Here is a 24,128-nt window from a genome sequence, read left to right on the forward strand (position 1 = left end):
AAAGAATTGGTAGACGAAGATCAACTTCAAAAAGAGCAAGAAGTATATAAAGCGAGGAGCGGAGCGTATATATAATACGTGAGCACCGCAGATCTTATAATACGACGTAGCCAATTTTTGAAGTTCTATCTACGTATACACTCTTAATGTTCCTTGAAATTTCTGCTCAATATTGGCAATTAAATCTTTGCTGAATGAATTTAAATCATCTTCATTTAAAGTGCGATCATCAGCTTGAAGCCCTACTCTAATTGCAATAGATTTTTTACCTTTAGGTAATTTATCACCGCTATAAATATCAAATAATATAACTGATTTGACAAGCTTTTTATTAAAATTATTTATGTATGACATTATTTCACCAACTGGTTGATTTTCGTCAACAACAAATGCATAATCTCTAAAATTAGCTTGATAATCGGATATTATAAATTCATCCCTCTTGCCGAATTTAGCTTTAGATATAGGTAAATTCGTTATATTTAATTCAAACGCAAATACTTCCTCTTTAATATCATAATGCTTTAATATTTTAGGATGTATCTGCCCAAAGTGACCTAATAAATTTTTCCCCAAGGCTAAATTTACCGATCTAGTCGGATGATAATATAAAGGTGTAGCATGATTTGATACAATACACTTCTCTATAGATAAACCGGCATAATCAAAAACAGTTTCTAGATCACTTTTAAGGTCAAAAATATCATAGCTACGCCCCATCGAATGAGGGTTTTTATTATTATATGAACCGGTTAAAATTGCTGTTAAATAAGTCGCTTCGTTATTCAAATCTAAGAAATTTGGACCGACTTCAAAAAAAGCCATATCTTTTATAGAACGTGCAAGATTTTTTCGAACTATATCAAGTAAATTCGGCACGATAGTAGGACGCATATAATCATCCTCAACGCTTATAGGATTCAGCAAAAATAGCTCATCTTTTAGCTCAGTAAATAATTTAGCGTCCTTGCTATTCATAAACGAGTTGGTAACTACCTCATCATAACCTTTGCTTGCAAGTATCCTTTTAAAACTAGATATCCTTTTATGATCTCTTAAGCGGCTATTATCCTGCTCTAATTCCGGTAGTTTTATGCTCTCTATCTTATCATAACCATAAACACGGGTTATTTCTTCTACTAAATCTTCTAAAATATTTATATCATGACGCCAAGACGGAGGAGTTACTTTTATCACTTCATTTTTGACATCAGTTACAAATCCAAGTTTATTTAAAATTACCTCTATCTCATTGATATTTAATTTAATTCCGGTGATTTTTTCTAGATAATCTACTGGAAAATCCAACGTTTTCTTTGCTGGTTCTTTTTCCCCAGATATTACTATTTCTGATACTTCACCACCATCACATATTGATAAAATAAGATCAGTTGCTATATTTAAAGCTTTTTCGGTAAAGTTTCTATCAATATTACGCTCAAAGCGATATCTGGAATCAGTATCAATTTGTAGTCGCCTACCGCTCGCTGCAACCATCTTAGCATTAAAACAAGCAGCTTCTAGTAAGATATTAGTTGTATTACTATCACAGCTACTACTAAGTCCGCCAATGATACCAGCTAAAGCTTGCACGCCATTTTCATCTTTTACAACTAGATCATTTTCATTAAGTAGATATTTTTTATCGTTCAGGGCGTGGAATGCGTCATTGCGAGGCTGCAAAGCAGCCGCGGCAATCTCGTTTTGTTGTCCTGAGATTGCATCAAAGCTATGCTCCTCGCAATGACGACTTACACTAACATCCCCCCTTAACTTATCCGCATCATAAGCATGCATTGGCTGACCGAAGCTATAGGACATATAATTTGTCACATCAACTATGCTTGATATAGGCTTTACACCAATATTTTTAAGCAATTTCTGAAGCCAGTCAGGACTTGGTTTATTTTTTAAATTTCGTATTTCTCTGAACGTAAATAACGGGCAAGCTTCTTTATCTTTTATATTAAGCTTTATTTTAGAGCTAAATGTACTTTTCACTTTGGGAATTTCTAACTCTTTAAGTGTTCCTATTCCCTTAGCTGCCAAATCTCTTGCGATGCCGTAAACCCCCAAAGCATCCCCACGATTAGGAGTGACATTAATAACAAATACCGGATCATCTAAGCCGTAACATTTAGTAAAAGACTTACCGATTACGGCATCTTTAGGTAACTCCATAATGCCCTCGGATTCAGAAGCAAGCAATAATTCCTCTTCAGAACAAAGCATACCGCAACTTTTTTCCCCTCTAATGTTAGATTCCTTAATCTTGAATTTGCCATTGGGAATTTCAACACCGATATTAGCTAGCACTACTTTAATACCGGCTCTAGCGTTGCTAGCACCGCAAACTATTTGCAAATTGCCGTTCTTGGTTTCAACTTCACAAATCTTTAATTTATCGGCTGATGGATGAGGTTTAGTGCTTACTATATATGCTACTTCAAACTTTTGTAGATCTGCCGCTTTGTCAATTATTTCTTCTACTTCAAGCCCAATAGCAGTTAGGCTTTGGGCAATTTCAGTAACCGAAGCTGATGTATCTAAAAACTGTTTTAACCATGATAAGGTAAATTTCATTTCGTAAGCCCTCCTGCTAAATTTGGTATATCAAAGCTTGAGAAGCTATAATGTTTCAGCCAACGCACATCACCTTCAAAAAATTGTCTTAAATCTTTAATATTATATTTCAACATCGCAAAACGCTCTACCCCAAGACCAAAAGCAAAGCCTTGATACTGGATACTATCAATGCCGACATTTTTAAGTACGTTTGGGTGAACCATTCCGCATCCTAAAACTTCAAGCCATTTATCGGTTTTACTCATCCGGATATCAACTTCGGCTGAAGGTTCAGTAAATGGGAAAAAGCTTGGTCTAAAACGTAGTTCAATACTCGAGTTTTCAAAAAAGCATCTTATAAATTCCGTGATGACATATTTTAAATGTCCCATATTAATATCTTTATCAATAACAAGCCCCTCTATTTGGTGAAACATCGGCGTATGAGTCATGTCAGAATCCGATCTATAAGTCCTACCTGGTGCTATAAATCTAAAAGGCGGTTTGCCGTTTTTCATAGCCCTAATCTGCACTGTGGAGGTATGAGTACGAAGTAACATAGGCTTATCATTTTCCTGACCTTTTAAATAAAAAGTATCATGCATTTGCCTTGCAGGATGGTCATCCTCAAAATTAAGAGCAGTAAAATTATGAAAATCATTATCAATATTCGGACCGCTTTCTATCGAAAAACCAAACTTAGCAAATACTTGGATTAATTCCTCCATACACTGAGTTATTGGATGAATTGAACCTTGCTTATATCTTCTTGCTGGTAAGCTTAAATCAATTTTATCGCTAGAGAGCTTAAGGTTTAATTCCTCTTCTTCCAGAATTTCTTCTTTGGCTTTTATTATATTCTGTATTTCTTCTTTTAACTTATTGATTTTTAAGCCAAATTCTTTACGATCCTGCTCACTTAAAGAACCTAATTTTTTAAGCTCATTAGTAACTATGCCGTTTTTACCTAAAAACTCTACTTTATATTCTTGTAAAATTTTTAGACTTTGAACTAACAAAATCTTCTCTTTAGCCAGCCTTAATATTGTTTCTATATTATCCATGATTTTCTTACTTGCTTTTTAATTTTTTGCACGAGTAGACGAAGTTTAATTTGGAAAAGAGCAAGGAGTCCATAAGACAAGGAGCGGAGCGTATACTTAATACGTGAGCACCGCAGTACTTATAGGACGACGTAGCCAATTTTTCAAATTAAACGAGTATACATTTCATACACCCATCTTCCACACCCACCAGCTTTGCTTTAAATATCTGCCCTATTTCTAGTGGTTCGTCTAGCTTTACCGGTATAAAATTCTCAGTGTGGGCGATGTTATTATTCTCTACCAACAATTCTACTTTCTGCCCTATATGCTTCTTGAAAAACTCAGCTAATTGTATCTGCCCTTCTTGTCTTAGAATTTCAGCTCTTTCTTTTCTAATAGCTTTCGGTACTTGGGGCATACGAGCCGCCGGTGTTCCCTCACGCTCAGAATATGGGAAAACATGTAAATATTGCAGCTCAGCTTCCGCAATTAACTTCCTAGTATTTTCAAACATTTCAGGCGTTTCTGTCGGGAAACCTGCTATAATATCAGCTCCAAAAGATACTTCAGGTCTAATTGCTTGCAGCCTGTTACAAAACTCGATTATTTTAGCTCTATTATGCCGTCTTTTCATCCGCTTTAATATCATATCGTCACCTGCTTGTAAACTAATATGAAAATGGGGCATTATCCTTTCATTATAGGCTAAAAGCTCAAAAAGCTCGTCATCTATTTCGGCTACATCTATCGAAGATAGCCGCAGCCTTTTTAACTCAGGCACTAGATTCAAAACACGCTTAATCATCTGGGCAAAAGTTGGGCTTCCTGGTAAATCACTACCATAAGCTGTAGCATCAACACCAGTAAAAACAACTTCCTTAAAGCCATTTAATACTAAATGTTTCACCTGCTCAGCTATAGCTCCGATCGCTGTTGACCTGCTTCTACCTCTACCATAGGGAATTATACAAAAAGTACAATTATGATCGCAACCATTTTGCACTTGAATAAAAGCCCGAGATTTGCCATCAAAACTACTAATTAGATGGTTTGCGGTCTCTTTTACTGACATTATATCGTTAACGACTATTTTTTCATCATTAATTTGGTAGTGACTTGGCAGCAGCTTTTCTTCGTTACCTATAACCTTGTTAACTTCCGGCATATCGCCATACATTTTAGGATTAGTTTGAGCACTACAACCAGTGACGATAATTTTAAAATCAGGATTATTTTTTTTAGCTGCACGAATAGCTCCTCGTGCTTGTTTCTCAGCAGATTTAGTTACTGCACAAGTATTAAATACTGCAACATTATCAAGCCCTGAAGCTGCAAGATTTTTTCTTATTATCTCACTTTCATAAATATTAAGGCGGCAACCAAATGTTACTATTTCTTGCTTTAGATTACTCACAATAATATACCCCTTGAGCTACCATCGTAGCCGGTCCTTGCATTATTATATTACTATTTTCTTCTTTCATAATAAGGCTACCATGTTTAAATACCACCTCACATGGTGAGTGAATAAAACCGAGCTTTAAACCAGCAGCAAAGCTACCGCAAGCTCCACTACCACAAGCAAGCGTTAGCCCTGCTCCACGCTCCCAAACCGACAAGTAAATTTTATTATCTTTAACCTCAGCAAAATTAACGTTAACGCCGTCTATAAACAAATCTTTATCCTGTAATTTCTCACCGACAATTTTTTGATCTTGCAGCTCTAGCTTACTAAAAATAACCAAATGCGGATTACCGACATCAACACAAATAGTTTCCTTTAAATCAATCATATAACGCTCAGCAAACTCCCAAATCTTATCACGACTTGGCATCCAAGATTCATTAAAACTAACCCCGCCTACATTAACACTAATATTATTTTCATCGATAATATTACACAGTAATTTCTTATTACCCACTACTACAGTAATATCTTTTTTACCTGTATCAAGATAGATCAATTTTGCTAAACATCTTGTAGCATTACCGCATAATTTAGCACTAGAACCATCAATATTATAGATAATCATTTCATAAGAATCATTTTGCTCTTCGTAGATAATAAATTGATCGCATCCAATACCTAAATGACGTTCTGCCATACTCTTTGCCAGTTGTGATAAATCGTATGTACCAGTTAAATCTTTCTTGTTAATAATAACGAAATCATTACCAAGACCATGCATTTTTACAAAGTTAATCTTACTACTCATAATGTAATTCTAATATTTAAGATTGTATTATAGCAAATTTCTTGGAATTTGCTATAATGAAGTTATTATATATAAAAATAGATTTCAAATGCTACTTTCACGTTTCTTAGATCCTAAAAATAATTATGCCTTTTTAAAAATTTTCGGCACTGAAAAGAATAAGGACATACTTATCCATTTCTTAAATGACATTTTAGGTTATACAGGGGAAGAAAAAATTAAAGAAGTTACTTTTTTAAAAACCAATCAAGACCCTGATATTGCAGTTTATAGACAATCTATTGTTGACGTATTGTGCAAAGATGAAAACGGCACGCAATTTATTGTAGAGATGCAGATAAGTAAACATCCAGGTTTTGAAAAAAGAGCCCAACTTTATGCTGCAAAAGCCTATTCAAGGCAAATAATCAAAGAGGATGAACATCACAAAAAAATGGCAGTATATGCCAAGCTAAAAGGCGTCATATTCCTAGCCATTGCCGATTTTATCCTTTTCCCAAATAAAGAGGACTGGAGATCAAACCATAGGCTACTTGATACTAAAACTTATGAGAATGATTTACAAGACTTTTACTTTATTTTTATAGAGCTAGAAAAGTTTAATAAAGAACTAGACCAATTAGAGAATCTTCAAGAAAAATGGGTATATTTCTTTAAACATGCACATCAAAGTACATTAGAAGAAATGGAGCATTTAATAGGTCATGATCTTATCATGAAAAAAGCTTTTTACGCTTTAGATCAAGCTAGTTGGTCTGAAGAAGATCTCAACACCTATGAGAAAATGGTAAAAACTGAAATGGATAACTTAGCTGTAGAAGAGCAGAAAATTATGGATGCTGAAGCTAGAGGGGGATATGGTAAAGCTATAAATATTGCTAAAGAAATGCTAGCTAATAATGAGCCTTTAGAAAGAATTATAAAATATACTAAACTTAGCAAAGAAGAAATTGAGGAATTAAAGTAAAAATGAAGATACTTAATATTATGCTAAGTCATGACCTTGGCGGTATACAACAAGCTTTTTTAGACTATAACACAGCTCTTAAAATGCAGAATATTGAGGTAATAAATATTACCTCCTATAAAGCAAAAATAAATTCGTTTATATCTAAAAGCTTTAAGCTCCCTAATTTATTACCTTTTGATTTAATTTCAGTTCTTATTCTTAAATATATAATCTATAAAACTAAGCCTGATATTATTATAGCTCATGGCAATAGAGCAATAAATTTTAGTAAACTTGCTAAAACATCTAATATTAGATTAATTGGAATTGCTCATAACTATAGCCTAAAGGGACTACTTAAATGCGATTTTGTTATTGCCCTAACGCATCATATGAAAGAGCATTTATTAAAAAATAAATTTTCTGAATCTAAAATATTTATCCTGCCAAATATGATAAATATCACCAAAAAATTTACTCCTAATAAATCATATAAAAAACCGGTGGTAATTGGCGTATTAGCAAGGTTCGTAGCTAAAAAAGGTGTTGATGTTTTTATCAATAGTATCAAAATTTTACAGGATAAAAATTATGAAATTCAAGCAGTTATAGGTGGTAATGGAGAGGAACAAGATAACATAACTGCTTTAGTAAATAAACTTAATTTACAAAATAAAATATTATTTATAGGATGGGTTAATGATAAAGATAAATTTTTTGAACAAATTAATATTTTTTGCCTCCCATCGCTACATGAACCGTTTGGCATCATAGTACTTGAGGCAATGGAAAATAGTCTGCCTATAGTTAGTACAGGTACCGAAGGTCCTAGCGAAATCTTAAAACATATGCAAGACGGGCTAATTTGCAAAGCCGGATCAGCAGAAGATTTAGCCGAAAAAATTGCGTATCTAATAGACCACCCACAAAAAGCAAAAGAACTTTCCCAAAAAGCTTATCTAAAACTAACTCAAACCTATAATATTAAAGTTATTTCAGAGAAGTTAGTAACATTATTACATGCTTTAAAAATAGTTAGTTGAAAAAAGATTGCAGTATATTGACATAATAGTTTAAAGAATCATAATTAAAATTAAAGTAATATTAATTTATTTTAATGTATATACTCGTTAAACTTCAAAAATTGGCTACGTCATTTTACAAAAATATTATAATTCTATCACTTCTACTACTATGCAGCTGTAAAGCAACACATGATAACCCCCCTAACCTACCATTACCTAATAGTTGGAATAATTATTCATTAACACCTCAAAATAACCAGATTTCTAAATGGTGGTTACAATTTAACGATTTGGTACTTAATAACTTAATTGAGGAATCTTTAGCTAATAACTCTGATATTGAACTTGCAATGAGTAATATAGCGATAGCAACAGCTCAATATAACCTTGTTAATTCTTATAGATTTCCACAGATTAATTTACAAGGTAGCGTAAACCGCACAAAAACCAGTAAACAATTAAAACAACCAAATCAGCCAAAAATTTCTAATAATTTTGGGCTTGGTAGCGTACTTAATTACGAAATAGATTTATGGGGGCTAGCTGCTAATGCTAGTGAGTCAGCCCGTAGAACTTTACTAGCAAGCGAATATAGCAAGGAAGCAGTACGGCTAACCGTTATAAGTAATGTTGCTATCAGCTATTTTAATATTCTGGCATTAGATAAACAAATATATCTAACCAAGCGACTAATAGAAACTCAAACCGAAATCTATAAGCTTACTCAAAAGCTATACGATCTTGGTGTAGGCGATTTAATATCAGTTAGTGAAGCTGCTTCCGAGCTTGCTCTTACCAACTCTTCGCTTCCGCCCTTAGTGCAAGAGAGACAAGGGCAAGAAACAGCTTTAAAGATTTTACTAGGTTGTTCCCCTGAAAATATAGTAAACGGCTTAGTTTATCGTGATAAACCTATAGACTATTTCCCTACCCCGCCCGTATTACCATCAATATTGCCGTCAGAACTTTTAGAGCAAAGACCGGATATTAAGGCAGCAGAGCAGAATTTATTTGCGGCTGATAGCAATTTAAGAGCAGTAAAAGCCTCTTATTTCCCACAAATTTCTTTAACAGGTTTATTAGGTTTTGGCAGTAATAAGTTAAATACTCTATTTGGTAGCTCAGCTGAGACTTGGCAAATAGGTGGTACTATAGCTGGTCCTATCTTTGATTTCGGTAAAACTAAAGCTAATGTAGAGATTGCGGAAAGTACTAAACAACAATACATAGCTATGTATAAAGCAACTATGCGTACAGCCTTTGGAGAGGTTATAGATGCTTTATCAGCTCAGCAAACAGCGAGTGATAATTTTCGTATCTGGCGACAAAATGAAACAGCTTTAACATCCGTGTTTAAATTGGCAAATCAGCGTTATAAACATGGTAATATAGATTATTTAACAGTACTTACCGCTAAACAGAATATGTTACAGAACGAAATAGATGGAGTTTCTATCAAGCTTTCACAGTTAAGTAGTATGGTTAATGTATTCCATGCGTTGGGTGGAGAGTGGTAGACTCGTTTTATTTGAAAAATTGGCGGCGTTACTTTTCGCTTATAATCCTCACGTATTATATATACGCTGCGGTTATAAGCTTCAAAGTGCCTTGCTCTTTTCCAAATAAAAATTCGTCTACAAGTACATAAAGTAGATATTGAGGCAAATAAAACAATGCTTAAAATAATAATGCGGAATTTGGTATTAACGATATTAGTAGTACTACTTGTAATATTATTAATTTGGTTAGTGATACATCGGAACAAAAAAAATAACTTAAGCAATATCGCAGCACCGGTTGAAGTAACAAAAGTTATTAGAAAAGATGCACCATATATTATAGAGCTTGCGGGTAATGCCGAAACTTATCAAACTGCAGATATTAAGTCACAAGTTACTGGACAAATATTAAGTGTAAATTTTGATGATGGGCAGGAAGTAAAAGCAGATGATTTATTATATGAAATTGATCCTCGTCCATTTCAAAATCAATTACAACAAGCAGAAGCAAGTTTATTAAGTGATACATATAACCTTGAAAATGCTATTAAAGAAGAAGCACGATATAGAAATTTATATAAAGAAAATGCTGTTTCTGAAGAGCAATATTTACAGATGCTTACTAATATGAACGTGCTTAAAGCTGCTGTTGAACGTGATAAGGCTGTTATTGCTGATGCAAATTTACAAATTGAATATTCAAAAATAGTAGCACCTTTTGACGGCAAACTTAGCGAAAGTAATGTAGATATAGGAAATCTAGCACAAGCAGGCTTAACTACTTTAGTAACTATTAACACTATCTCGCCTATTTATGTTAGTTTTCCTGTACCGGAAGAGCATTTAAATAAAATCAATAAATCTCAAAAAAATTCTGATTTATCATTAATAGTTAAAACTTCAAATGGTCAAGAAGTCACAGATGGAGAGATTGTATTCATTGACAATACAATTGACTCTAATAGCGGTACTATCAAACTTAAAGCAACCCTACCCAATAAAGATGAAATATTATGCCCTGGTCAATTTGTCCGTGTTTCCTTAAGTGTCTATACGGAAAAAGATGCTTTGGTAGTTCCATCTAAAGCAATACAAACCAATGATCAAGGACCGTATGTATTTATTGTTGATAAAAATAATAAAGCAGTAATTAAAAATGTAGAAATAGCTTTTTCTAATGATGATTTTGTTGTTATTAAAAGTGGTGTAGAAGAGGGAGAGATAGTAGTCACCAATGGACAGTTAAGATTAAATAACAATACGGAAGTCGTAATTAAAGAAAGCGATTAGGTGTTCCATTATCGTCATTGCGAGGAGAAACTGCAAGTTTCGACGAAGCAATATCAGGATGCTTCATGAGATTGCCACGTCGCTTCGCTCCTCGCAATGACACTCTAGTATAATTTTATAAAAAAGAGGAATAATTGGGTATTTCAGAAATATTTATAAAACGTCCGGTGCTTGCTACTTTATTCATGGCAACTATTTTGCTATTTGGAATATTTGGCTATAGATTACTGCCAGTAAGCATACTACCTGATATTGATTTCCCGACAATTCAAGTATCGGTAAGCTTGCCCGGTGCTGACCCAACTACCATGGCTTCATCCGTAGCCTTGCCGATTGAAAAGCAGTTCTCGACAATATCCAATATTGATTCAATGAGTTCGGTTAATAGTGCCGGTAGTACTCAAATTACTTTGCAGTTTGATTTAAGTAGGGATATAGATGCCGCAGCACAGGACGTACAAGCTGCTATATCATCTGCTGCTAAACAATTACCGAATGACTTACCAACTCCCCCATCATATCGCAAAGTAAATCCGGCTGATGCCCCAATATTCTACATATCTCTAACGTCAGATACTCTACCCTTATATACTGTCGATTATTACGCTGAAACTATTATGGCTGAACGTTTATCGATGTTACCGGGCGTTGCACAAGTACAAGTATATGGCTCACAGCAATATGCGGTACGTGTGCAGGTTGATCCTGTTAAAATGGCAGCAAATAATATAGGGCTTGATCAGGTATCTAATATAATCAGTAGCAGTAACGCTAATTTACCAACTGGAGCTTTATACGGCAAGGATATTTACTCAAGCATTCAAGCTCCCGGGCAGCTACAAAATGCTAAAGAATATAATGATTTAATACTAACTTATCGTAATGGCAGCCCGCTTTTTCTTAAAAATATTGGGAAAGCTATCGATAGCGTTGCTAATAACAAAATAGCAACATGGTATAGAGATAAGCCGGGGATAATTCTTGCTATTCAAAAACAACCCGATACTAATACTATTGAGATAGTAGATGGCATAAAAGAAGTATTGCCTTTACTTCGTAGACAAATCCCTGAAGGAGTTAATATAAATATCATGTTTGATAGATCAATTTCTATCAGAGAATCGGTAAATGATGCTAATTTTACGATGATCTTAGCTTTAATATTAGTGGTACTTGCAATATTTCTTTTCTTACATAATTTTAGATCGGTGATTATCCCAACTATCGCCCTACCCTTCTATAGTTGGCACTTTTGCTTTTATGTATCTCTTCGGATTTAGTATAGATAATATGTCTTTGATGGCTCTAACACTTGCGATGGGGTTTGTGGTAGACGATGCAATAGTAGTGCTTGAGAATATCACAATGCATATAGAGGCAGGTGAAAATAAGATTCAAGCTTGTATTAATGGAACTAAGGAAATTGGATTTACTATTGTTTCAATGACTTTGTCATTAACTGCGGTACTCATTCCAATATTATTTATGAGCGGTATTTTAGGGAAATTACTGCACGAACTCGCTGTTGTAATTACCACTGCTATCCTGCTTTCAGGGGTTATTTCAATCACTGTTACCCCAATGTTATGTAATGTGTTTTTGAAAGATGAGGAAAAAAAACGTCATTGCGAGGAGCAAAGCGACAAAGCAATCTCAGGACAAAAAAACAAGATTGCCACGCAGCCTATGGCTGCTCGCAATGACAAAATTCCCCTTACTGAAAAAGCTTTTGAATATATCAAACAAAAATATAGTAATAGCCTTGAGATAGTAGCTGAGTATTCTAAAACTACTATGTTTGTATTTTTGCTAGTGATTATTGCAACAGCCTATCTTTTTGGATTAGTGCGTAAAGGCTTTATGCCTGATTCCAATACTGGACAAATCTTAATATTTACTGAAGCTGCTCAAACTATTTCCTTTGATGCAATGGTGAAAGAACAACAACAAGTAAGTGACGTATTACTTAAAAACCCTAATATAGAGTCGTTTTTTTCGGCAGTTGGTGTATCAGGCAGAAATTCATCAGTTAATCAAGGTACAATTTTTATCAGCCTAAAACCACGTAACCAACGAGTAGGTGCAGACGAGGTAATTGACCAGTTACGCTCAAAACTAAATCATTTAGTTGGCTTAAAGGTATATATCCAAAATGTGCCAACTATTACTATTGGCGGGCAGGCAACAAAAAGTCAGTATCAATATACTCTGCAAGGACTCGATCAGGATGAGTTATTTGGTTTTTCCCCAAAATTACAGGCAAAACTTGCAGCTACGCCTGGATTTTTAGACGTAACTTCGGATTTACAAATGTCACAGCCGCAAACTTTAGTACAGATTGATAGGTATAAAGCAGCAAAGCTAGGTATATCGGTTGAGCAAATACAAAATGTTTTATATGCTGCTTATGGGGCTGAGCAGATTTCAACTTTATATACCCCTACTGCCCAATATGATATTATTTTAGAGTTAGATCCTAAATATTAAACTGATTCATCAATGTTATCCTTAGTTAATATTAATTCTGTAAATAACACTTTAGTCCCTCTAACTACTCTTGCTAAAATTGTTAATAGTGTTGGTCCTTTAAGTATTTCACATTTTGGTCAATTACCTTCAGTGACAGTATCGTTTAATCTGCAAGATGGTTATTCTATCAGTGATGCCGTTCCGAAAGTTAATGAGGCGATAAGAGAGCTGCAAATGCCAGCAACGATTACGGGAAGTTTTCAAGGAACAGCACAAGCGTTTCAGTCCTCTTTCTCTGACCTTGGACTATTACTAGGTCTTGCTGTTATAGTTATCTATATCATTCTCGGCATGCTTTATGAAAGTTTCGTGCATCCGGTAACGATTCTTTCAGGGCTGCCAACTGCCGTGTTTGGTGCATTACTTACCTTGCTAATATTTAATTGATATGTACGGCTTTGTCGGGCTTATTATGTTAATCGGTATCGTTAAGAAAAATGCTATTATGATTATCGACTTTGCCTTAGAGCTTGAACGTACTAGCAATAAAAGTTCCAAAGATGCGATTTTAGAGGCTTGCACTATAAGATTTAGACCTATAATGATGACAACCTTAGCGGCATTAATGGGTGCTATGCCGATAGCTCTTGGGATTGGTAGCACAGGAGCAGAAAGAAGATCACTAGGACTTGCAGTAGTTGGCGGGCTTCTTACTTCACAATTACTAACTCTCTACATCACTCCTATTATCTTCCTATATCTAGAAGCAGCTAAAAGAAAACTCCAATCCATGTCATCCCGTGATTTATTCACGGGTTCCAGTTAAAAATACTAATAAAATTAGTATTTTTTATTATTTTCTGGATCTAATTCCCAAGCTACAGTATGACTACCTTAGGATGCTTTTCGATCCACACAACAATGCTTACGCAGGAATGACATTATGTAAAAATGTATTTCTTTTAAAAAACCTTTTTTCTTGAACATATTTATAATATATTAGATACGTATATTCAAACGTATGAGGACATAATGAAAAAAAATCCAAAAATCTCATTAATAGGAAGCGGTAATATAGGTGGAACGCTTGCTCATTTAATCAGTCTTAAAAACTTAGGTGATATAGTATTATTTGATGTGGCTGAAGGGATTCCACAAGGCAAAGCTCTAGATATAATGCAAGCAAATACTCTAGCAGGCTCTGATATCAAGATCAAAGGTACAAATAATTATGCAGATATAAAAGATTCTGATGCTATAATTATCACTGCTGGTTTGCCTAGAAAACCTGGCATGAGTAGAGACGATTTAATTAGCGTCAATACCGGTATTATGAAAAGCGTTGCAGAAAATGTTAAAAAATATGCTCCTAATGCTTTTGTAATAGTAATTACCAACCCGCTAGATGTTATGGTTTACGTAATGCTGAAAGAAAGCGGCTTGCCACATAATAAAGTCATTGGTATGGCTGGCGTACTTGATTCCTCAAGATTTAACCTTTTTCTTGCTGAGGAGTTTAAAGTGTCAACTAATAGCGTTAGCAGTATAGTTCTTGGCGGTCATGGTGATGCTATGGTACCGCTTGCTAGATATTCTACTGTGAAAGGCGTGCCTATACCTGACTTAGTAAAGATGGGGTTATCAACCAACGAGCGTATCGAAAAAATAATTGATCGCACTAGAAATGGCGGTGGCGAAATCGTGGCACTACTTAAAACAGGATCAGCTTATTATGCCCCTGCTGCTTCTGCTGTAGAAATGCTTGAATCTTATTTACAAGATAAACGACAAATTCTAACCTGTGCTGCTTACTTGCAAGGTGAATATGGCGTAAAAGATTTATATGCCGGTGTGCCAATTATTATAGGCAAAAATGGCGTAGAAAAAGTAATCGAGCTGCAACTAACTACCGATGAGCAAGCTTTATTTGATAAGTCAGTAGACGGAGTTAAAAAGTTGATTGAAGCGTTGAAGTAATCTAATTCTTAATTTAAACAATTAGTTAAATATTTTTAATATTTGTTATGGAAAAAATATAAAAAAATTAAATTTTAGCTGCTTTTCGCCTATATTTCTGAATATTTCATTACTTTTAAGAAAAATGTTTTTTTATTGAATAATATAAATACAACATATATAATAAATATTAAAATTAGTATAATATTAATTATTGATAGTTTTATATAAATGATATTACTTTCTTATATGAATTAAATATTTAACTAATAGGTGAAGAGGCTAAAATGTCTACAGAAAATTTAAATAAAGTATTAAAGGATATACAAAACGAAATTTTGAACTCCGGCACTACACAAGATAAATTGACGACAATAGAAACATTACAAAAATCTATTCATCAGAAAGAATTAAAAAATGAGAAATTAACACAAGAAGAAATAGATAATATTTATAAAACTTTAAATATATTTGAAGAAGTCAAAGAACATAATAGAAAAGAAAATATACGCAACCCTCGTATATTAAATAAAAATTATTATAAATTAACTGATCCACGTGATGAGGAAAGAACATATCCCTCAAACCATAAAAATTTGAGTTCAGATATAGTATTTGATAACGAGTTAGAATGGGACGATAGTGGAATGCCTGCTGCTTTTCAAAAATCTTACGGTTCAGGAAATGTTTTAGACCGATTAAAAACGGCTGTAGATGATTACATATTTGAATTAAAGCAGACAGGTGCGGTACAAGATAAGGTAAAATTATTTGAAGAAAAGGCTAATGCTATACAATCTTCTAAAGATAAGCGTAATATACCTACAGCTTCTACTAGCGTAAAAGATAGAATACAAAATTTTGAAGGAAATAATCCTAGCAAAATAAAAAAATATTGGACGGAAGGACGCAGAGAGTTTGTAGAAAAACATGCTCAGCATACACAATCTAAAGACCCTCAAACCGAACGTAATCAGCGTAAAAATGCAGTATCGGCACCATCCAATGAACATGATAATTATGCTGCAAGCAGGCAAGAAACTCATAAGCAATTAATAAATAAATTTGAAAATTTAGCTAAAACTAAAGAGATTGATTCTAAAGAACAAAGTAAGCGTATCTCATCTAACAATTCTCAAAAACTTCAACAAGGTAACACCAAAAATTTAAAAGAGAAATTTGAAAAACTAGCTAACGAAGCAAAACTAATTGGAACGCAAGCACAACAGAAATCTAAACTAACAAATAAATCTAATGAAAAACCTAAGGTAAAACCTGCAAACCATACTAGAGGTATTTAAAAGAATGAAAAACCTGTAGATGGTATAATTTAATATAGAAATAAAATCATGAGAAAAATAATCATTTTATATTTAATATTTTTTAATTATTTAACTTATGCATCTGATTCTAAAATTGATTGTGATAATGCATATACACAATTTGATATGAATTATTGTGCTAACGAAGATTTTAAAAAAGCTGATAAAGAATTAAATCAACTTTATCGAGAAATATTAAAATACACTTCAGAAGAAGAAACTAATTTATTAAAAAAATCCCAAAATTTATGGATTAAATTGCGTGATGCCGATTGTGAATTCGGAAGCTTTCAGGTCCGCGAGGGTACTGTATTTCCAATGATATTAAGTATGTGTTTAGCAGGTAAAACCAAAGTCCGCATTGAAGAACTTAAAAATATACTAGAATGCTCGGAAGGTGATCTTAGTTGTCGGGTACTGCGAAATAGATAAAGTTATGCCGTGACTTAATCACGGCATTTAGTACACCTAATTATTTACTACCCCAGAAATAACTACATACATAATCACAAACAGATCCTATAATGTTATAAGCTGTTGTGAAAATATCATTGCTATGTGTGCTAGGATAAAAATCTTCAACAATAACTTCTTGATCTGAGAATATATCATTAAAGTTATCTATTGATTTTAATAATGTAAACATTGCTTTAGTACCACCAGACATATCTGATACTGTATCACCTATGAAAGCTAATATATCTTCGTTACTATCATTTAAATTTATTACTACTCTTTAGTATCACTCATAAAAAACTATTTATTTTATTAAAAATTTAATTATTTAATAAGCGTCATATAGATTTTTGACATTAAAGTCAAAGCTAGAATATTAATAAATTAGCATTTAGTTAATTATTTAGCAAAAACATTGTTGACATCATTAGTTAATATGCTTATAATACAGATTATTTAATTTGAGACAAAATATGAGCGATAATTTAAAATCTTCAAACTTAATTAAGGATTCAGAATCTCTTACAGGTAGTTTTCATATAGTAGATTTGTCTGCGGATGCTCTTGCACATAAAGGTGTAAGTTTAGCTCGTACACTTGGAACAGAGGAGTATAAAGATACAGAAAAAAACCTCACAAATTCAGGTTGGGAGGTATTAGCTACTTCTGTTGATGATAAAAATACTAACCAATATGGATACAAAGCAGTAGCTTTTATTAATCGTAATACCAAAGAAATTCATATTTCTAGTTCCGGTACTATAATTACAGAAAAATATGATTTAATCGACGATGCACGTATTACTTTTGGTCGTCTTCCTAATAAAATGTTACCAGTTAAGGCATTTGTTACTAAAATTTTAGAGCAAGCTGGTGGACAAGAAGATGTAATAGACTACAAATTTAGTACTAGTGGTCACTCTCTTGGAGCAATAGTTTCAGATTTAACTGGAATAGAAATTCACTCTAGAGGATTAAAATTTGAAAAATCTGTTACTTTTGATAATCCTGGTTCAAAAAAAGTAGTAGAAAACGCCATAAAAAATAAAGATTTTTCAGGGGAAGTAGTAACTTCGATAGAAGAGCTAGCAAAACATTGCGAAGTTTATAATGTCAAGCATAATTTTATTAACACTGCTAATCCTCAGTTAGCAACTAAAATAAATATTGTAGCCCTTCCTAAACTTGCTACTACAATAGAGCAGTCAGCTAAATCAGCTGGCATATTGGGATGGACAGATTATCTTACAACTAAAGTTGGTGAAGTAGCTAATACATGTGCAGATTACTTAGGAATCAACAAAGTAGTACATGCTATTAGTAATCATAGGTTAGTAAATTTTGCTGATGCAACTAGCAATCAAAATACTTTTGAAGTAATAGATTGGAAAAAGGTAAATGGTCAAGTAATGCTAAAACCAGATCCTAAACTAGATAAAATTAAAAGCACAGGTAATGATTATGTAGTTATTAAGCATGAAAAAGTTATCTTAGATCCGCTTACTGAGTCTTTTACATTACTAACTGAACAAGGATATAGCTATAAGGATTTAGCCAACTATCATATTCAGCAAGAAGAAGCTAACTTAATAGGTCAGGTTATTGCAGTTTGCTAATTAAACTTTTGACTTTTGTCTCACGTCATTGCGAGAAGGTTATGCAATAACCGACGAAGCAATCTCAGGAGTTATAGACTTACTTCATGAGATTGCAGCAAAGCTTTGCTCGCAGTAGATCGAAAAACACCCTCGGTGTCATCCCGTGGCGGCATTGTTGCGTGAATCAGTTTTCCAGTTGTCATCCCGCGACTTGATCGCGGGATCCAGTTAAAAATACTAATAAAATTAGTATTTTTTATTATTTTTTAGATGCCGTGGTCAAGCCACGGCATGACATCGATTTTATAAAATTTAGCCTGCCCCTAATATGTAAAGAGCGTTCAGGTAATTCGGTTTTCATTTAAATATTTGTATTTTTATTGTTTTTCTGGCTCTAGTTCATAAATCACGGGATGACAGGGGAAAATGATCCACGCAGGCATGACATAAAGATATGCTTTTTCTAAGCCTTACCAGGAACAACATTCTCCAGCCAATATTTGCTGCATGCAAGAAAATTAGGATTAGCAAAGTTTTCTTTACCATAGGTAATTTCTTTGCCATCTAGATCTAGAATATTACCACCACCAGCTTTAATTAAAGCATGACCTGCTGCTATATCCCATTCCATAGTTTGACCGAATTTAGGACAAATATCCACACTACCCTCAGCAATTAAACATAATTTAATTGAGCTACCTATTGCGTCTATTTTATTAAAGGAATATTTACTTAAGAATTCTTTAGTTGCTTTATTTGAATGATAAAAACCTATGACAGCGTTTAGTTCTTTTTGTTTATGAATGATAGGAATTTCTTTGGAATGTTGTTCGATTTTTAACTGATTTTTTTCATCAGTATAATATAATTTATCTGTCTCAGGTTGATATATCAAGCCAATAGTCGGTACACCATTTTTAATTAGACCTATATTTATAGTATAGGTGCTTTTGCCGTTTACATAACTTCGTGTTCCATCAATTGGATCAATTAACCAAAAAGTGTTACTGTTAAGTATTGGCAGTGGCTGTTCTTCACACACTATATTTATTTCTGGAGTTAAGTCTTGCAGATTTTGATAGATTATTTTACTGATTTCTTTATCTGCATTGGTAACTACCGAGCCATCTGACTTAGTATCAATTAATATTCCTGATTTTTTTATATCTAAAGCAATTTTACCGGTATCGATAATCAAATCTTTTAAAGTATTTATTAAATTATTATTCATACTATTTATTTAACATTTTTGCAGCTACATCATCCTCCAACCACTGTCCTGTATTTAGAAGAGTTGATTGCTGCAATTTGGCGACTTCTAGATCAGGTGATCCTTGTAATTGTTGCCATCCCAAATATTCAATTCCATAATATTCTATATCAACATTTCTTAAATAAGAATCCATATCTTTTAAATCTTGTTTATTATTTGCAAATACTATGATTTTGCTAGGCTCTTTTGGTATAATTTTTAAAAATTCAATAAGTGATTTTACTTTATTAGTATTTCCGGTAAATATTATTCCTAAATAAAAAATAGGTGCGTTTGCATCAGTTGGATCAAATCTAAATACATCTTTATCATTAACTTTACTAGTAAAATTAATACCTAATCCATAAAGTAAGGTATACAACCATCCTTCATAATTTTCAATCAAATTACATGGGGTAGTTATTTCTTGAAGCCCTAAAACTGTTGCACCTTGCTTTTTCATTTGATTAATAAAATCCACCCAACCTTTTTCTACAAGCATCATTTGGCGTTGTTGCATTAATTGTGCTATAGAATTATTTACTGATGAATCATTTACTGCAAGACTATATAAGTTTTTGGTAAAATTTACATAAGGATTATCGTTATAGCGAAAAAATTTTGATTTGGGCGTTATAATAGTATTATCTATATTTATTAAAACAAGGCTATCTTGGTCTATTTTGGGTAACAAATCTTTCATTGTTACAGAATTTACAGAATAAGTAGGAATTATTTGACCATAGCTTGAAGTTGGTACAATTAAATAAAGTAATAAATGGAGTAAAATTTTATTTACTTTGATCATAAGGGTTTTTACTTTTTGCATTATTAGTTTTTAAAGGTGGGTTATTTCTTTTTATATTATTCAATTGATTAGTCAAGTCATTAATAATTACATTATAATTTGTATTATTATCCTTAGTATCTTGATTATTATAATAATATCCAATAAATAAAATAGAAGAACTATAATTAGCCAGCTGTGCTTCCATTGAACTTAATAGCTCTGTACTACCGCTAACCATTATAAGTACCTTAGGCATAAAATTCATTTGAACAAAAAAATTAATCATTAGTTCAGCACCCGATATATTATTGCTGGTCAATATGCCTTTATAAAATACCGGATAAGTATTGGAAAAACTTTTTAAATTATTAAAAATAATATAATTATTTTTAGGGAAGCTATTTGAAAAATCGATGTTAAAATTCTTTTTTAAATAATCAGCAATCCATATTTCAAATTTAGGTATATTATTAAAATTACCTGTAAAACCTCCATTTACGGCTATTATAGGAATATTTTTATTGCTGATATCACTTACAAAATTCGGAAAATTAGAATCTAGTAATTCCTTTTTATATTTATCACTTGTTAAAATTAACTGATCGATATAAATATTTTTAGGGTTTTTATTCATCTTTTGCAAAGTAGGTGCTAGTTTAGCATAAACATCTTTATCGATTTGCTCACCTAAAGATAATAATGGCTTAAATAATACCTTATCCAAGTCTATTACCACTAGTAAATCTTGCGGCAAATAATTTTTATTATAATTTTCTTCAAAATCTTGTTTTATTTTATCTAAATTATTTACTTCTATATTTTCTGCTTTAACTATAGATGTGACAAGTAGTAATAAGATAAATATATATTTTTTAAACATTAATATACTCCAATATAATACATTGTCGCCCCGTGGCGGCTTTGCCTGTGTGGATACCAAATCGTCATTGCGAGCGACTGCAAGGAGCGTGGCAATCCAGAAAAAATAGTAAAAAATGCTATAAGTTAGCATTTTTTACTGGATTGCTTCGTCAATTACTTCGTAATTTCCTCGCAATGACGGTAAAACTGATCCACGCAGGCAATGCCGCCACGGGATGACACTAAACCAAAAAGCATATCTTAGTGTTAGCACATTGTAATGCTAATATCAATCCATATTAAACTATAATATGGTAAATATGTTTGGAAGTTTTTTTAGCTCATTCGGTGGTGCTATCGGAAATGCATTTGGAGATGGTATATTTTCAAGCATAGGAAGATTTGCTGGTAAAATGCTTGGTGAGTATTTAGATCAACTAAATCATGAACCAGAAGAATATGATTATATTAAAAACTTCAAAAAAAGTTTTAAGTATGTTACAGCAAATTATGGTGAACCTATCCCTTTGGTTTTTGGCACTACAAAAGTTAGCGGAAAAATAATTTGGGCGGATAAAGTCAAAGAAATAGCAAATAGCACCCGTCATAAAGAATATTTTCCTTATTTTCATAACGTAAAATCTACTATGACTTCTACGGAATATAGCTATTTCTTTTCTTTTGCCGTTGGTATTTGTGAGGGTGAGATCATTGAAATTAAAAGGGTATGGGCAAATGATGAAATTATAAAATTAAATAAATATAAGTTTAGATTATATAAAGGATCAGAAGAACAATTACCAGATCCTTTAATTGAAAAATGCTTAGGTAAAAATAAAACTCCTGCTTTTAGATCTCTTAGCTATGCAGTATTTGAAGAACTACCTTTAGAAGATTTTGACAATATTATTCCGAATTTCTCATTTGAAGTAACTAGAAAGCCTAATATTCATCTACCAAATAATTATACAAAAGTCGAAAATTTAATTAGTAGTATAAGCATGATTCTAGGGTCTGGGGAATTTGTCTATGATACAGAGATTCAGTATAAAACCCAAGAAAGCTTTTTTGGTGGTGTTGTGAATCATGAGGCTATTAATACACATAATCATTATAACATTGCTGATAGCGTATATAGCCTTAATCAACTACAAACCACCTGCCTTAATATAAAATGGGTAGCACCAGTAGTTTCTTGGTTTGGCGATAATCTTGATATAAACTATTGTAGTATAAAACCTGCTATAGAATTTAACGACCCCTTAACCTCATACTCATCTACTTGGCAAGTTGGTCGGTATAATAGAGAAAATGCTAAAATTATATCTAAGGATGAATATGAAAGCCCTAACTATGGTGGTAGTGGCTAGCTTAGTGCGTTACCTCAAAGAGCTAAAAAAACGTAATTTAAAAATTATGTTTTATCCGATGTTTTTTATGGATTTACCCGGTAAACCTTGGCGTGGGCATGTTAGCGGTTCTGCGGAGGCAGTAAGTAATTTTTTTCATAAAATTGATGGTTATAACAATTTTATTCTTCATTATGCACGTTTAGTTAAAGATTATGCAGATGCCTTTATAATCGGCTCGGAACTAATTGGCATCACTTCTATAAGAGACTCAGCAAATAACTTTCCAGCAGTTAATGAACTATGCAACCTTGCTCGTTTAGTAAAAGAAATAGTAGGCAATAAGGTACAGGTTACTTACGCAGCCGATTGGTCGGAATATCATCATACTAGTGGTGGATGGTATAATCTAGACCCGCTATTTGCCTCTTCTTACATTGACTTCGTCGGGATAGATGCTTATTTCCCTTTAACTAGTTCTTTAAGCTCTAGAATTACAAAAGAAGATATTATCAAAGGTTGCCATAGCGGTGAGGGGTATGATTATTACTTAGATGGCAGCGGTAATAAACAAGCTTTATCGGCTGCTTATGCTTGGAAGAATGTAGCATATTGGTGGGAAAATCATCACTATAATCCTGATGGAAATAAAACAGCGTGGCAACCAAAAATGAAAAAAATTTGGTTCACTGAATTTGGTTTTCCATCGATAGATAAAGCTTCCAATCAACCTAATGTGTTTTTTGATCCTAAATGTACGGATGGCGGTGCTCCTAAATACTCCTCAACAGGCACAGATTTTTTAGCACAACGCATAGCTATTAAAGGGTTTATAGAATATTGGCAAACACAAGAATATATAGAAGAGATGTTCTTATGGACATGGGATGCACGCCCCTACCCCGCTTGGCCACATGGTAATATTTGGAGCGACAATCATTTATGGGAAAAGGGACATTGGGTTAACGGTAAACTTGGCACTTGTAGCCTTGCTGAAATAATACTTGAATTATCTAATAGATGCAGGATTGATATACAAAGCATCGATATTTCTACCATTGATGAAATAGTAGACGGTTTTATTTTAAATAAGGTTTTATCTGCTGTAGATGTTATTAACTCCTTAAGAATATTCTATTTCTTTGACATAATTGCGAATGAATGTGAAAAAATAAAATTTTTAAAGCGAGGCAGCGGAAAATTAGAATATATAAACGAAAAAGCTTTAATAAAACTATCTGATAACAGCTATATAAAGCAAACAGAAATACCTGAAGAAAATATCATCAACAAACTAAATATCAATTTTATTGATAGATTTAATAATTATAATGATTGCTATGCTTATGTAAATAATGAGACCATTTCAAATAGCCCTAAACTTAACGTTAAAATTCCTATTATTTTATCACTGTCAGAAATAGAAAATATTTAGCCGTTTACTTACAAAGTAATATTAACGAATTTCTTTATGTTTCAATTGAT

General features: G+C 32.9%; 19 protein-coding genes and 1 pseudogene. 12 read left to right on the plus strand and 8 right to left on the minus strand.

Annotation, left to right across the window (positions count from 1 at the left end):
* Positions 1-129 precede the first annotated feature (129 nt).
* The 4 genes from pheT to dapF all read right to left on the minus strand — a co-directional run bounded on the left by pheT (position 130) and on the right by dapF (position 5,827).
* Positions 130-2,583, minus strand: a complete 2,454-nt coding sequence (gene pheT / locus AAGD49_RS04010) for a phenylalanine--tRNA ligase subunit beta (RefSeq protein ID WP_341788015.1) — start codon at positions 2,581-2,583, stop codon at positions 130-132.
* Complete coding sequence (gene pheS / locus AAGD49_RS04015) at positions 2,580-3,629, minus strand: phenylalanine--tRNA ligase subunit alpha (protein ID WP_341788016.1); 1,050 nt, start codon at positions 3,627-3,629, stop codon at positions 2,580-2,582. Before pheS ends, pheT begins: the two co-directional genes overlap by 4 nt.
* 148 nt (positions 3,630-3,777) lie before the next feature.
* Positions 3,778-5,028, minus strand: a complete 1,251-nt coding sequence (mtaB, locus tag AAGD49_RS04020) for a tRNA (N(6)-L-threonylcarbamoyladenosine(37)-C(2))-methylthiotransferase MtaB (protein ID WP_341789222.1) — start codon at positions 5,026-5,028, stop codon at positions 3,778-3,780.
* Complete coding sequence (gene dapF, locus AAGD49_RS04025) at positions 5,018-5,827, minus strand: diaminopimelate epimerase (RefSeq protein ID WP_341788018.1); 810 nt, start codon at positions 5,825-5,827, stop codon at positions 5,018-5,020. The genes mtaB and dapF overlap by 11 nt, the downstream gene beginning before the upstream one ends.
* Positions 5,828-5,915: 88 nt before the next feature.
* Here dapF and AAGD49_RS04030 point away from each other — a divergent pair, with 88 nt between their 5' ends.
* From AAGD49_RS04030 to AAGD49_RS04070, 9 genes and pseudogenes are all read left to right on the plus strand, one after another.
* The gene (locus tag AAGD49_RS04030; protein ID WP_341788019.1) at positions 5,916-6,794 is read left to right on the plus strand and encodes an Rpn family recombination-promoting nuclease/putative transposase; all 879 of its coding nucleotides are present in this window, start codon (positions 5,916-5,918) and stop codon (positions 6,792-6,794) included.
* Positions 6,795-6,796: 2 nt separating this feature from the next.
* On the plus strand, positions 6,797-7,819 hold the full coding sequence (locus AAGD49_RS04035; protein ID WP_341788020.1) for a glycosyltransferase family 4 protein: 1,023 nt from the start codon (positions 6,797-6,799) through the stop codon (positions 7,817-7,819).
* A gap of 74 nt (positions 7,820-7,893) precedes the next feature.
* Positions 7,894-9,318, plus strand: a complete 1,425-nt coding sequence (locus AAGD49_RS04040; RefSeq protein ID WP_341788021.1) for a TolC family protein — start codon at positions 7,894-7,896, stop codon at positions 9,316-9,318.
* Between the two features lie 156 nt (positions 9,319-9,474).
* Positions 9,475-10,590 carry an efflux RND transporter periplasmic adaptor subunit gene (locus tag AAGD49_RS04045; protein WP_341788022.1) on the plus strand — a complete coding sequence of 372 codons (1,116 nt, stop codon included), beginning with the start codon at positions 9,475-9,477 and terminating at the stop codon, positions 10,588-10,590.
* 185 nt (positions 10,591-10,775) lie between these two features.
* A pseudogene (locus AAGD49_RS04050) lies at positions 10,776-13,506 on the plus strand (efflux RND transporter permease subunit).
* A 25-nt stretch (positions 13,507-13,531) separates the two neighbouring features.
* Positions 13,532-13,885: an efflux RND transporter permease subunit gene (locus tag AAGD49_RS04055; protein ID WP_341788023.1), complete on the plus strand. Its 354-nt coding sequence runs from the start codon at positions 13,532-13,534 to the stop codon at positions 13,883-13,885.
* A gap of 206 nt (positions 13,886-14,091) precedes the next feature.
* The gene (gene mdh / locus AAGD49_RS04060) at positions 14,092-15,036 is read left to right on the plus strand and encodes a malate dehydrogenase (protein ID WP_341788024.1); all 945 of its coding nucleotides are present in this window, start codon (positions 14,092-14,094) and stop codon (positions 15,034-15,036) included.
* 266 nt (positions 15,037-15,302) lie between these two features.
* Positions 15,303-16,316: a hypothetical protein gene (locus tag AAGD49_RS04065; protein ID WP_341788026.1), complete on the plus strand. Its 1,014-nt coding sequence runs from the start codon at positions 15,303-15,305 to the stop codon at positions 16,314-16,316.
* A 48-nt stretch (positions 16,317-16,364) separates the two neighbouring features.
* Entirely contained in the window at positions 16,365-16,769 is a 405-nt protein-coding gene (locus AAGD49_RS04070; protein ID WP_341788027.1) for a lysozyme inhibitor LprI family protein, read from the plus strand.
* A gap of 40 nt (positions 16,770-16,809) precedes the next feature.
* On the opposite strand, the gene AAGD49_RS04075 is transcribed toward AAGD49_RS04070, so the two are convergent.
* Complete coding sequence (locus AAGD49_RS04075; protein WP_341788028.1) at positions 16,810-17,004, minus strand: hypothetical protein; 195 nt, start codon at positions 17,002-17,004, stop codon at positions 16,810-16,812.
* 262 nt (positions 17,005-17,266) lie between these two features.
* On the opposite strand from AAGD49_RS04075, the gene AAGD49_RS04080 reads away from it, so the two are divergent.
* Positions 17,267-18,409, plus strand: coding sequence for a hypothetical protein (locus AAGD49_RS04080; RefSeq protein ID WP_341788029.1), 1,143 nt, complete (start codon positions 17,267-17,269; stop codon positions 18,407-18,409).
* A gap of 445 nt (positions 18,410-18,854) precedes the next feature.
* Here the strand turns inward: AAGD49_RS04080 and AAGD49_RS04085 are convergent, their stop codons facing one another.
* Genes AAGD49_RS04085 through AAGD49_RS04095 form a run of 3 tightly spaced genes read right to left on the minus strand, consistent with a single transcriptional unit; the run spans position 18,855 to position 21,313 of the window.
* Positions 18,855-19,622 carry a 3'(2'),5'-bisphosphate nucleotidase CysQ gene (locus AAGD49_RS04085; protein ID WP_341788030.1) on the minus strand — a complete coding sequence of 256 codons (768 nt, stop codon included), beginning with the start codon at positions 19,620-19,622 and terminating at the stop codon, positions 18,855-18,857.
* Position 19,623: 1 nt separating this feature from the next.
* Positions 19,624-20,472, minus strand: a complete 849-nt coding sequence (locus AAGD49_RS04090; RefSeq protein WP_341788031.1) for a DUF2608 domain-containing protein — start codon at positions 20,470-20,472, stop codon at positions 19,624-19,626.
* A complete protein-coding gene (locus tag AAGD49_RS04095; RefSeq protein ID WP_341788032.1) occupies positions 20,435-21,313 on the minus strand; it encodes a DUF2608 domain-containing protein in 879 nt (292 codons plus the stop codon). The genes AAGD49_RS04090 and AAGD49_RS04095 overlap by 38 nt, the downstream gene beginning before the upstream one ends.
* 301 nt (positions 21,314-21,614) lie before the next feature.
* On the opposite strand from AAGD49_RS04095, the gene AAGD49_RS04100 reads away from it, so the two are divergent.
* Both AAGD49_RS04100 and AAGD49_RS04105 read left to right on the plus strand, forming a co-directional pair.
* Complete coding sequence (locus tag AAGD49_RS04100) at positions 21,615-22,664, plus strand: hypothetical protein (protein WP_341788033.1); 1,050 nt, start codon at positions 21,615-21,617, stop codon at positions 22,662-22,664.
* Positions 22,633-24,078, plus strand: coding sequence for a glycoside hydrolase TIM-barrel-like domain-containing protein (locus AAGD49_RS04105; protein WP_341788034.1), 1,446 nt, complete (start codon positions 22,633-22,635; stop codon positions 24,076-24,078). Before AAGD49_RS04100 ends, AAGD49_RS04105 begins: the two co-directional genes overlap by 32 nt.
* The last annotated feature ends 50 nt before the right edge of the window (positions 24,079-24,128 follow it).

This window comes from Rickettsia endosymbiont of Lasioglossum villosulum (assembly GCF_964026455.1).
GTDB lineage: Bacteria > Pseudomonadota > Alphaproteobacteria > Rickettsiales > Rickettsiaceae > Rickettsia.

What these genes read in the sequence shown, in the direction of transcription:
- AAGD49_RS04095 (WP_341788032.1), bottom strand. Translation starts at nt 21,313, where the DNA reads ATGTTTAAAAAATATATATTTATCTTATTACTACTTGTCACATCTATA.
- pheS (WP_341788016.1), bottom strand. Translation starts at nt 3,629, where the DNA reads ATGGATAATATAGAAACAATATTAAGGCTGGCTAAAGAGAAGATTTTG.
- AAGD49_RS04045 (WP_341788022.1), top strand. Translation starts at nt 9,475, where the DNA reads ATGCTTAAAATAATAATGCGGAATTTGGTATTAACGATATTAGTAGTA.
- dapF (WP_341788018.1), bottom strand. Translation starts at nt 5,827, where the DNA reads ATGAGTAGTAAGATTAACTTTGTAAAAATGCATGGTCTTGGTAATGAT.
- AAGD49_RS04035 (WP_341788020.1), top strand. Translation starts at nt 6,797, where the DNA reads ATGAAGATACTTAATATTATGCTAAGTCATGACCTTGGCGGTATACAA.
- pheT (WP_341788015.1), bottom strand. Translation starts at nt 2,583, where the DNA reads ATGAAATTTACCTTATCATGGTTAAAACAGTTTTTAGATACATCAGCT.
- AAGD49_RS04055 (WP_341788023.1), top strand. Translation starts at nt 13,532, where the DNA reads ATGTTAATCGGTATCGTTAAGAAAAATGCTATTATGATTATCGACTTT.
- AAGD49_RS04040 (WP_341788021.1), top strand. Translation starts at nt 7,894, where the DNA reads ATGTATATACTCGTTAAACTTCAAAAATTGGCTACGTCATTTTACAAA.
- AAGD49_RS04065 (WP_341788026.1), top strand. Translation starts at nt 15,303, where the DNA reads ATGTCTACAGAAAATTTAAATAAAGTATTAAAGGATATACAAAACGAA.
- AAGD49_RS04030 (WP_341788019.1), top strand. Translation starts at nt 5,916, where the DNA reads ATGCTACTTTCACGTTTCTTAGATCCTAAAAATAATTATGCCTTTTTA.
- AAGD49_RS04105 (WP_341788034.1), top strand. Translation starts at nt 22,633, where the DNA reads ATGAAAGCCCTAACTATGGTGGTAGTGGCTAGCTTAGTGCGTTACCTC.
- mdh (WP_341788024.1), top strand. Translation starts at nt 14,092, where the DNA reads ATGAAAAAAAATCCAAAAATCTCATTAATAGGAAGCGGTAATATAGGT.
- AAGD49_RS04075 (WP_341788028.1), bottom strand. Translation starts at nt 17,004, where the DNA reads ATGTCTGGTGGTACTAAAGCAATGTTTACATTATTAAAATCAATAGAT.
- AAGD49_RS04070 (WP_341788027.1), top strand. Translation starts at nt 16,365, where the DNA reads ATGAGAAAAATAATCATTTTATATTTAATATTTTTTAATTATTTAACT.
- AAGD49_RS04100 (WP_341788033.1), top strand. Translation starts at nt 21,615, where the DNA reads ATGTTTGGAAGTTTTTTTAGCTCATTCGGTGGTGCTATCGGAAATGCA.
- AAGD49_RS04085 (WP_341788030.1), bottom strand. Translation starts at nt 19,622, where the DNA reads ATGAATAATAATTTAATAAATACTTTAAAAGATTTGATTATCGATACC.
- AAGD49_RS04090 (WP_341788031.1), bottom strand. Translation starts at nt 20,472, where the DNA reads ATGCAAAAAGTAAAAACCCTTATGATCAAAGTAAATAAAATTTTACTC.
- AAGD49_RS04080 (WP_341788029.1), top strand. Translation starts at nt 17,267, where the DNA reads ATGAGCGATAATTTAAAATCTTCAAACTTAATTAAGGATTCAGAATCT.